Below are 397 nucleotides of genomic sequence, written 5' to 3'. Positions count from 1 at the left end.
GCCTAATTTTCTCATTACACCCAACATTGCTTCTTTTTGTGAGAAAGACGGCAGATTGGCAAACAGCATCCGTTTTGGTGCTTCGAGCCCTTCCTTTTTCTTTTGCATCACAAACAAGCTTTTGGCGTGCTTTTTGTCCTTGAACATGGAGACCGGCAGCTGAATTAATGCATTCATATATGCATGATCTTTGATAAAGTCCTTTAATTGCACGCTTTCTTTTCCTTCAAACAAATCGTTTGGAATGATGAAGAACAAGAAGCCGCCTTCTTTTGTATAACGAAGGCTTTGTTCAATAAATAAATAATGCGCAAAGGCATGTCCTTCTTTTGCCTTTAATTCATAGTCTGCTGCAAGCTCATCATTTGGATAATAACCAACTGGCAGACTGCATACC

At 39.5% G+C, this 397-nt stretch carries 1 protein-coding gene; it reads right to left on the bottom strand.

Annotated elements, in window-relative coordinates; translation table 11 throughout:
* Positions 1 to 397: class I SAM-dependent methyltransferase (locus tag ACOV8S_RS31520; protein ID WP_448321890.1), on the bottom strand; the 397-nt coding region annotated here is incomplete at both ends.

The organism is Streptomyces sp. CO7 (assembly GCF_053474865.1).
This window is presented reverse-complemented; position numbering and strand designations above follow the sequence as displayed.